The sequence below is a fragment of the Acidovorax sp. KNOB132 genome, assembly GCF_057541515.1.
Window position 1 is genome coordinate 1 of the sequence record NZ_BAAJYT010000200.1, and the last position, 6,528, is coordinate 6,528.

Below are 6,528 nucleotides of genomic sequence, written 5' to 3' on the forward strand. Positions count from 1 at the left end.
ACGGGGCGAGGCGCTCGACCCCGCCGTGCAGGGCGGCATCCGTGCCGCAGCGCTGTGCGTGACCCGGCCCGGCGCCCAGCCCTCCATCCCCACGCGCGACGCCGTCGCCGCCAGCCCCCGCCCACCCGACTGGAGATTGCTATGAAACGCCGCGCTTTGCTGCACGCCGAACTCTCGCATGCCATCGCCTGCATGGGCCACGGCGACATGCTGGTCATCGGGGACGCGGGCCTGCCCATTCCCCCCGGGCCACGCCGCATCGACCTGGCCGTCACGGCCGGCATCCCCGCCGTGGACGAGGTGCTGTGCGCCGTCCTCTCCGAACTGCAGGTGGAACGCGCCATCGTCGCCACCGAAGCCGTCGAACGCGCCGAAGGCCAGTTGCCGGACTGGTGCCTGCTGCCCGTGGCGCCCGAGACCGTGCCGCACGAGGAATTCAAACGGCTGTGCCAGCAGGCGCGGGTGATGGTGCGAACCGGCGAATGCACGCCCTATGCGAATGTCATACTCATCGCCGGCGTGACGTTCTAGACGGCCCGGGGCGGCGCGCCATGAAAGCCACCGCCATGCCCCCCCTTTCGACGCCCTCCGGCCCCGCGCCCCTGCCCCCCGGCATGACCGTGCTGGAGCGCGGCTGGCTGTCGGCCAACAACATCGTGTTCATCGGCGCCGGGCACACGGCGGTGGTGGACACCGGCTACTGCACCCATGCCGCGCAGACCGTCGCGCTGCTGCAGGGTGCACTGCAGGGCCGCGCGCTGGACCGCGTGTTCAACACCCACCTGCACAGCGACCACTGCGGCGGCAACGCCGCGCTGCAGGCGGCCTGGCCCGCCCTCGGCACCTTCATCCCCCCGGGCCAGGCGGCCCATGTGCGCCAGTGGGACGCCAACGCCCTGAGCTACACGCCCACGGGCCAGGACTGCCCGCCGTTTCGCATGGACGGCGTGCTGCAGCCGGGCACCGAAGTGATGCTCGGCGACCGGGCCTGGCAGGTGCATGCGGCCCCCGGGCACGACCCGCATTCGATCGTGCTGTTCGAGCCGGTCGACGCCGTGCTGATCTCGGCCGACGCGCTGTGGGAGAACGGCTTCGGCGTGGTCTTTCCCGAACTGGAGGGCGACAGCGCCTTCGCCGACGTGGCGGCCACGCTCGACCTGATCGAGTCGCTGGCGCCGCACACCCTCGTTCCCGGGCATGGCCGCGTCTTCACCGGCTTTGCCCCGGCGCTGGACACCGCCCGGCGGCGGCTGGACGGCTTCGTGCAGGCACCCGAAAAGCACGCGCGCTACGCCGCCAAGGTGCTCGTCAAGTACAAGCTGCTGGAGTGGCAGCAGGCCGAGGCGCAGCGGCTCTGGGCCTGGGCCGCCGCGACGCCCTACTTCGCGCTGCTGCACGCGCGCTACTTCGCCGACCAGCCGCTGCAGGCCTGGATGGAGGGCACGGTGCAGGACCTCGTGCGCTCGGGCGCGGCCGCCCTCCAGGGCACGCAGATTCACAACCGGTAGGACAGAGGCCGCGGCCCCCGGCCTTGCTGGCGCGGCACGCCCGTGCCGGGGCCGCTTGCACCTCCCACCCCTCGCCCGGCGCACCTCCCGTGCGCAATTTGTGGCGGAAATCTTACAAATTGTCAGATTCCACTCCACGCCCCTGTCAGACAACACCTTAACGAGAGTGATTCGTATCAATAATCGCGGCTGTTTTTGGTTTTGACAACAAAATGAAACATTCCAACCCCGTCAAGAAACCCCGCAGCCTCCGCCTGGCCGAGGGCGTTGCCGCCAGCCTCTCCACCGCCGTGCTGCTGCCCTGGGCCGCCATGGCCCAGACCGCACCGCCGCAGGACGCCACCGTCCTGCCGACCGTGACGGTGCAGGACCAGGCCATCGATCCCAACCCCAATGCTGAAGTGGGCGCGCCCTACAAGGCCAAGACCTCGGCCGACGTGCGCCACACGCGGCCCCTGGCGGAAACGCCCCAGACCATCTCGGTGGTGACCAAGGCCGCGATCGACGACTCCGGCTTCACCGACCTCAAGCAGATCCTCGCGGCCCAGCCCGGCATCACCCTGGGCACGGGCGAGAACGGCAACGCCTTCGGCGACCGCTACATCATCCGCGGCCAGGAAGCCCGCAGCGACGTGTTCGTGGACGGCCTGCGCGACCCCGGCATGACGACGCGCGAGAGCTTCGCCATCGAGCAGCTCGAAATCACCAAGGGCCCGAACTCGACCTTTGCCGGCCGCGGCTCGGCCGGTGGCGCGATCAACGCCATCACCAAGCAGGCCACGCTGGACTACGACTTCTCGCGCATCTCCGTGGGCGCGGGCAGCGACGGCTACCGCCGCGCCACGCTGGATGCCAACAAGGGCTTCTCGGACCAGTTCGCGTTGCGCGCCAACGCGCTGTACAGCACCGAAGGCGTGCCGGACCGCGACCCGTCCAAGCGCCGCCGCGAGGGCCTGGCGCTGTCGGGCCTGTGGGAAGCCAATGCCAACCTGTCGGTCACGCTGGACTACTACGGCCTGCGCGCCAGGGACAAGTACCCCGACCTGGGCAGCTACCTGCTCGGCACGGTGCCCAACCGCGTGCCCGCCACCGGCGTGCCCGTGTACGCGCAGAGCCAGGACTTCCTGAACTCCGACGTGGACGCACTGACGGCGCGCGTCAAGTGGCGCATCGCGCCCGACAAGACCCTCACCAGCCTGACGCGCTACGGCACGTCCGACAACGGCTACGTGGTCACGGGCGCCTCGGGCGGCACGCGCTACAGCAACGGCACGCCGTTCACCAGCGCCTCGCTGAGCACGCACAACGGCTGGCAGGAAGTGAAGTACTTCGCGCACCAGACCAACCTGCGCTGGGACACCGAGATCGCCGGCAAGAAGAACGAACTCATCTTCGGCCTCGAATACACGGACCACCAGGTGACGCGCGGCAACTACGCCGTCACCAACACCGGCGCATTCAACTGCCGCACGCAGGCGGGCACGGGCGCCAACACGGCCTATTGCCTCTCGGGCCCCTCGGGCGCCGTCACGCCGGGCCTGAACTCCATCATGGGCCGGCAGATCGCCCAGACGCCCTGGGCCAACGACTGGCAGGTCAAGAGCTTCGCGCTCAGCGCCATGGACACGGTGGACCTGACCGACCAATGGACGGTGTTCGGCGGCGTGCGCGCCGACTACACCGACTTCAGCCTCGTCACGCGCAACGCCACCACGGCCGCGCAGACGGGCAACTACAGCTACACCGACACCCTGCTCAACGGCCACCTGGGCGTGTCGTACAAGATCAACCCCATGGGCATCGTTTACGCCAGCTACGGCTCGGCCCAGGACATCAACGGCGGCGAATCCGACACCGGCACCAGCAGCGGCTACGGCGGCTTGGTGGTCTATAACGGCAGCGCCGCCGGCGCCAAGCCCGAGACCTCGCGCAATCTGGAAATCGGCACCAAGTGGAACCTGCTGGACAACAAGCTGCTGTTCACGGCCGCGGCGTTCCAGACCACCAAGTCCGACGTGATGGAGGGCGCCAACTACGACTCGCTGGGCACCTTCAACACCGGCAAGAACCGCGTGCGCGGCGTCGAATTCGGCCTGGTGGGCAACGTGACCTCCCAGTTCACGGTGCAGGCCGGGGTGGCGTTCATGAAGTCCAAGGTGCTCAAGTCGGCCACGGCGGCCAACGTGGGCCTGCCGCTGTCGAACTTCGCCGACCGCTCGTTCTCGGTGCAGGGCAAGTACCAGCTGACCCCCGCGCTGTCCGTGGGCGCCACGGCGCGGCACGAAAGCGACCGCTGCGGCGGCCAGCCCGACACCGGCGCGAGCTACACCAACGGCACCTGCGCGCAGCCCGTGCCCTCGTTCACCGTGTACGACCTGTTCGCCTCGTACCGCCTGAACAAGCACGCCGACATCCGCGTCAACGTGCTCAACGCCGGCGACAAGGACTACTACACGGCGGTGTACCGCTCGGGCTCGTTCCTGTACAAGGGCGACGGGCGTGCGGTGCGCGTCACGCTCGACTACGAGTTCTGATCGGCGCGCTGGCAACGGCGCCCCGGGTCTGATCCAATGCCGGGCTCTGCCCGGCATTGCCGCTTTCAACGATGACCCCAGCCCTTCCCTTCACCGCACCGCCTCCGCCGCCGGACCGCATTCCGCCCGGCGTGCACGGCGCGCTCGACTACGCCCTGCTCGCGCCCAAGCACATGGATGCCGCGCACCATGCCTACGTGGCGGGCGGCAGCGGCCTGGGCGTGTCGGCGCAGGCCAACCGGCGCGCCTTCGACGGCTGTGCCGTGCTGCCCCGGCTGCTGCGCGACGTGCGCCACGGCCATGTGCGGGCGGTGGTGGGCGGCGAGGCCTGGGAGCACCCGCTGGCCCTCGCACCGGTGGCGTTCCAGGCCCTGGCACATCCGCACGGCGAGATCGCCACCGCGCGCGCGGCCGAGGCCACCGGCACCTGCCTGGTCGCCAGCACCCTGTCGTCCCGCACGCTCGAATCGATCGCGCAGGCCAGCGGCCCGGCGCGCTGGTTCCAGCTGTACTTCCAGCCACGGCGGGAGGACACGCTGCAGCTGGTTCGCCGCGCCGAGGCGGCCGGCTACCGCGCGATCGTCGTCACGCTGGACGCGGCCCTGCAGACCGCCGGCCGCCAGGCACTGGCGGCGGGCTTTCGCATGCCGCCGACCTGCGTGGCCGAGAACCTGCGCGGCCAGGCGCCGGTGGAGCCGCCCGCCCCGCAGCCGGGCCAGGGCCGGGTCTTTCATGCCATGCACTTCGCGCCCACCTGGGCCGACCTGGACTGGCTGATGGCGCAGACGCACCTGCCCGTCTGGATCAAGGGCGTGCTGCACCCCGAAGACGCCACCGCCTTGCAGGCCCGGGGCGTGGCGGGCATCGTCGTCTCCAACCACGGTGGGCGCGGGCTGGACGGCGCCCCCGCCAGCCTGCAGATGCTGCCCGCCGTGCGAGCGGCGGTGGGCCCCGGCTGGCCCGTGCTGTTCGATGGCGGCATCCGGAGCGGCACCGACGTGTTCAAGGCGCTGGCGCTCGGCGCCGATGCCGTGCTGATCGGCCGGCTGCAGGTCTATGCGCTGGCGGTGGCCGGCGCGCTGGGCGTGGCCCACCTGCTGCGCCTGCTGATCGAAGAGCTGCAGGCCTGCATGGCGCTGGCCGGCTGCGCCACGCTGGCCGACATCGGCCCGGGCGCGCTCGTGGCCCAGCCGCCGGCCTTTCCCTCCTTGTCCGAAGAAACGCCATGCTGATCACCCTCGAACACGTTCTGGACCCGGACGAAATCCGCCACTTCCGCCAGCGCCTGGATGGCGCCGACTGGCGCAGCGGCAGCGCCACCGCCGGCACGCTGGCGCGGTCAGTCAAGCGCAACGAACAGCTCGACGACGCCAGCGAGGTGGCGGTGGAACTGGGCCTGCACCTGCTGCGGGTGCTGGGCCGCCACCCCACCTTCATCGCGGCCGCCCTGCCGCGCAGGATCCACCCGCCGAAGTTCAACCGCTACGCCGACGGCGGCACCTATGGCGCGCACGTGGACAGCGCCGTCATGCAGTGGCCCGGCACGCCGCAGTCGATGCGCACCGACGTGTCGGCCACGCTGTTCCTCGCCGATCCGCACGAATACGACGGCGGGGAGCTGGAGATCGAAGGCCCGTTCGGCGTGCAGAGCGTCAAGCTCGAAGCCGGCGACCTGGTGCTCTACCCTTCCAGCAGCCTGCACCGCGTGACGCCCGTCACGCGCGGCGCGCGCATCGCCTCGTTCTTCTGGATCGAAAGCCTGGTGCAGGACGAGGGCGACCGCACGCTGCTCTTCGATCTGGACCAGACCATCCAGCGCCTGACCCCCTCGCTGGACGCCGCCGACCCGCGGCTGCTGCAGCTCACGGGCGTGTACCACAATCTCCTGCGCCGCTGGGCGCAGACCTGACACGCTGCGCTGTCCGAAACCGTTCCGTCCACCCATTCCCTTTCTTTGCAGGAGTCCCCCATGAATTCCACCCCCTTTCACCGTGCCGCCATCGCCCTGGCCCTGACCGTGGCCGCCGGCGGCGCCTGGGCGCACGGCGACGTGCAGTGCCCCGCCCATCCCGCTTCGGAATGGCGCCCCCACACCGAGCTGCAGGAAAAGCTGGTCAAGGAAGGTTGGACCGTGCGCCGCATGGAAAAGACCCCCACCTGCTACGAGGTGTACGGCAAGGACCCGCAGGGCAAGCGCGTGGAAGCGTTCTTCGACCCCAAGACGCTGGAACGCGTTGAAGAAAAGTAACCCGCCCCACCCGCCCGTTCCCGTGTGGGACGTGGCGGTGCGGCTCCTGCACTGGTCGCTGGTGGCCTCGGTCGCCGCGGCCTGGATCACCCGCCACCGGCTGGGGCCCCTGCACGAGAACCTGGGCTACGCCGCCCTGGCCATCGCCTGCGCACGCGTGGCCTGGGGCTTCGCGGGCCGGCACCACGCGCGCTTCGCGCAGTTCGTGCGCGGGCCGGGCCGCCACCTGGGGCCTACG

The 6,528-nt window shown here is 70.5% G+C and carries 6 protein-coding genes and 2 pseudogenes; all 8 read left to right on the top strand.

Annotated features, from left to right (window positions below):
• Window positions 1-145: pseudogene (locus AC27IO_RS18670) on the top strand (ribokinase); the annotation flags it as partial.
• Window positions 142-531: a D-ribose pyranase gene (rbsD, locus tag AC27IO_RS18675; protein ID WP_284404829.1), complete on the top strand. Its 390-nt coding sequence runs from the start codon at window positions 142-144 to the stop codon at window positions 529-531. The pseudogene AC27IO_RS18670 and the gene rbsD, both read left to right, overlap by 4 nt.
• A gap of 35 nt (window positions 532-566) precedes the next feature.
• Window positions 567-1,508: an MBL fold metallo-hydrolase gene (locus tag AC27IO_RS18680; RefSeq protein WP_498740125.1), complete on the top strand. Its 942-nt coding sequence runs from the start codon at window positions 567-569 to the stop codon at window positions 1,506-1,508.
• A gap of 212 nt (window positions 1,509-1,720) precedes the next feature.
• On the top strand, window positions 1,721-4,042 hold the full coding sequence (locus AC27IO_RS18685) for a TonB-dependent receptor (RefSeq protein ID WP_498740127.1): 2,322 nt from the start codon (window positions 1,721-1,723) through the stop codon (window positions 4,040-4,042).
• A gap of 71 nt (window positions 4,043-4,113) precedes the next feature.
• Window positions 4,114-5,274, top strand: a complete 1,161-nt coding sequence (locus tag AC27IO_RS18690; RefSeq protein WP_498740129.1) for an alpha-hydroxy acid oxidase — start codon at window positions 4,114-4,116, stop codon at window positions 5,272-5,274.
• Complete coding sequence (locus AC27IO_RS18695; protein WP_498740130.1) at window positions 5,268-5,951, top strand: Fe2+-dependent dioxygenase; 684 nt, start codon at window positions 5,268-5,270, stop codon at window positions 5,949-5,951. Before AC27IO_RS18690 ends, AC27IO_RS18695 begins: the two co-directional genes overlap by 7 nt.
• Before the next feature lie 60 nt (window positions 5,952-6,011).
• The gene (locus tag AC27IO_RS18700; protein WP_498740132.1) at window positions 6,012-6,290 is read left to right on the top strand and encodes a PepSY domain-containing protein; all 279 of its coding nucleotides are present in this window, start codon (window positions 6,012-6,014) and stop codon (window positions 6,288-6,290) included.
• Window positions 6,277-6,528, top strand: a pseudogene (locus AC27IO_RS18705) (hypothetical protein); the annotation flags it as partial. The gene AC27IO_RS18700 and the pseudogene AC27IO_RS18705, both read left to right, overlap by 14 nt.